Origin of the sequence: Streptomyces nanshensis, from assembly GCF_001751255.1 — a bacterium.
Taxonomy (GTDB): Bacteria; Actinomycetota; Actinomycetes; order Streptomycetales; family Streptomycetaceae; genus Streptomyces; species Streptomyces nanshensis_A.
In genome coordinates, this window is sequence record NZ_LJGW01000136.1 from 296 (window position 1) to 3,113 (window position 2,818).

3 protein-coding genes are annotated in these 2,818 nt (G+C 74.7%); 1 reads left to right on the top strand and 2 read right to left on the bottom strand.

The window, feature by feature from the left end; translation table 11 throughout:
• Window positions 1–1,101: glycosyltransferase family 87 protein (locus tag AN218_RS07925; RefSeq protein ID WP_070016053.1), on the top strand; the 1,101-nt coding region annotated here is incomplete at its 5' end.
• Here AN218_RS07925 and AN218_RS07930 read toward each other — a convergent pair.
• Complete coding sequence (locus AN218_RS07930; protein WP_244900338.1) at window positions 1,058–2,410, bottom strand: hypothetical protein; 1,353 nt, start codon at window positions 2,408–2,410, stop codon at window positions 1,058–1,060. The genes AN218_RS07925 and AN218_RS07930 overlap by 44 nt on opposite strands.
• 34 nt (window positions 2,411–2,444) lie before the next feature.
• Window positions 2,445–2,818: C40 family peptidase (locus tag AN218_RS07935; RefSeq protein WP_141747507.1), on the bottom strand; the 374-nt coding region annotated here is incomplete at its 5' end.

The window sequence follows — 2,818 nt, forward strand, 5'->3', positions numbered from 1 at the left end:
CCTCCGGCGGCCGCGCTGGCGATCCTCTCCCCCGCGCTGCTGCCCTTCCTCTCCTACGCCCCCGCCTTCTACTGCCTGGCGTGCGCGGCCGACGCCGTCGTCCTCGTGCTGCTGCTGCGCGCCGCGCGCCCCGCGGGGCGTCCCGGGCGCAGCCGCGCGGGCGTGTGGGCCTGGATCGCGGGCGTGACGCTGCTGGGTCCCACCGCGTACGCGCGCTACGACCTGATGGTCACCGCCGTCGCCGTCGGCGCGCTGCTGGCCGCGGCGCGGCATCCCCGTACGGCGGGCGCGCTCGCCGGCTTCGGCGCGATGCTGAAGATCTGGCCCGCGCTGCTGCTGATCGGTACGGCGCGGGGCCGCTCCACGCGCACCGTGTGGACGGCGGCGCTCGTCACCGCGCTCACCTTGGCCGCGCTCTTCGCGGCGACGATGCCGGGGGCGTTCGCGTTCCTCGGCTTCCAGGGCAGCAGGGGCACCGAGGTGGAGTCGCTGGGCGCCCTCGTGCTGCATGTGGCGCGGCAGTTCGGCTGGGAGGGTCAAGTGCTGCTCAACTACGGCTCGATGGAGTTCGCCGGGCCGTATGTGCACCTCGTCAGCGACGCCGCGATCGTGCTGACGGTGCTCGTCTTCGCGTGGCTGCTGCTGTGGCGGCTGCGGGCCGCGGAGTGGACGTCCGCGACGCCGGCGGACGCCGCGCTGACCGCCGTGCTGCTTTTCACCACCACGAGCCGCGTCATCAGCCCGCAGTACATGATCTGGCTGGTGGGTCTCGCCGCGGTCTGCCTGACGCTGCGGGCGACTTGTCAGACGCCCGCGGCGCTGCTGGCGCTCGCGGCCACGGCGGTGACGCTGCTGGAGTTCCCGCTGGGGTTCGCCCATGTCGTGGCGAGCGACTGGCTGGGTCTGCTGCTGATGGCCGTACGCAACGGACTCCTCGTCGCCGCCTCGCTGTCGGCCTGCCGGGCGCTGTGGCGCTCGACGGCTCCCGCGGCGTCCGGTTCGCCGGAGCGGTCCGTACGGTCCCGGCGGTCCGGGGGCGCGTCCGCGGCGGACGACGTCACGACAGCTCCTGCCGTACGTACGAGCGCCAGCGCTCCGTGAACTCCTCGGTGCCCAGCCCCAGTTCGCCCCGCATCGCCTCGTCGACGGCGGCGGACTGGCGCTTCTGCGACGAACCGATGCGCAGATACAGGTTCTTCAGCCGCTCCTTGCCCCACTCCTCCGCGATGAGGCGACAGGCCAGCCAGCCGCTCTCGTAGGCGCGTCCCAGCGACTCCGGTTCGCTGCCGAAGCGGAAGTCGCGGTCGGTGGGCAGTTCGCGGGGCAGCTTCCGCTCTCCCGCGGCGCGGACGAGTTCCGCGGCGGCCTCCGCGGGCTTGCGGTCGGTGGCGCCGTAGGCGACCCAGTCGGCAAACCCCTCCGAGAGCCACAGCGGCGTGGCACGGCTGGTGTGGGTACGGCTGGCGACGTGCACCGTCTCGTGGGTGACGACGACCTGCTGGCCCTCGCCGCTCAGCGCCCCGTAGGCCTCGGGGTTGACCACGATGCGGTCGGCGGGCGCGTCGGTGTTCTCCCCCGCCTCTCCCGTGGTGACGGCGGCGATGCCCTCGTAGGAGGCGGAGGGCGCGTCCAGAATCCGGGCCATGTCCCGTACGGAGGAGGGGGATTCGACGACGACGCGGTGCGGCCAGCTCTGCGGCCACTCGCGGTCGACCTGGGCGACGGCACGGTCGGCGCTGCGGGCGAGCGCCTTGAGCGCCCCGCGGCTGCGGTCCGCGCCCAGCACCAGGCTCCGCTTGCCGCGCACCACGCCGATCTCGCCCTGCTCCCACAACTGCCGCTCGCTGCCGGGGAGTTCGCCGGTCATGTACCACTTCCCGGCGCGCTCGACGAAGGTGAAGCGCTCGGTGGCGGAGACGGGCGAGAGGTCGTCGCCGCGCAGCTTGTAGCGCAGCCGGACCTCGGCCTCGAAACGGCTTCCGCCGCCGTCCGGTCCGCTGCTCTTCCGGTCCTCGCCGGCCGCCTCGCCGCCGCCGTCGCCGCTCGGGCCGGCGGAACTCTCGCCCGGCTTGTCCGCCGCCAGCGGCTTCACGTCCGCGACCCGGTAGGTCCACTGGGTCAGCGGCAGCCGGCGCAGATTCCCGAACACCCGCCGCTGCGCGGTGCGGAAGCGCTCCTCGCGCGGATCGACCGCCGCGAGGAAGCCGCGCTCCGCACCGCTGCGCACCGCCGACGCCTGCCGGTCCAGCACGTCCTGTACGGCGGCCCGTTCGGGACTTCCCCCGCCCGGTTCCACATCCGCGCCGCAGCCGCACACCGCCGACAGCAGCAGGCCCGCCACCACCGCGCTCAGCGCGCGGCGGCGGACCGCGCCGTCCCCCGCGTCACACCGCGTTCCCCGTACCACCACGGGGACGATCGTACGGGCGTGCCCGCGGGCGCACTCAGGGACGGGTCACGGAGGTGACCGGCATCATGTCCACCGGGTCGTAGCGCACGGCCGCTCCGGGGTGCGGGGCGTGCACCACCTGGCCGCCGCCGACGTACATGCCGACGTGGCTCGCGTCGTCGCGGTAGACGACGAGGTCGCCGGGGCGCACCTGACTCATCGGCACCTGCCGGCCCGCCGAGCGCTGCGCCTGCGACGTCCGCGGGATGGCGATGCCGGCCCGCCCGTACGCCCACTGCGTCAGCCCGGAGCAGTCGAAGGACGCGGGGCCGGTCGCACCCCACACATACGGCCTGCCGACGACGGAGCGCGCGGCGGCGACGGCGGCCGCGGCACGCTGCGAGGAGGCGTGCGCGCCCGCGCCCGGCA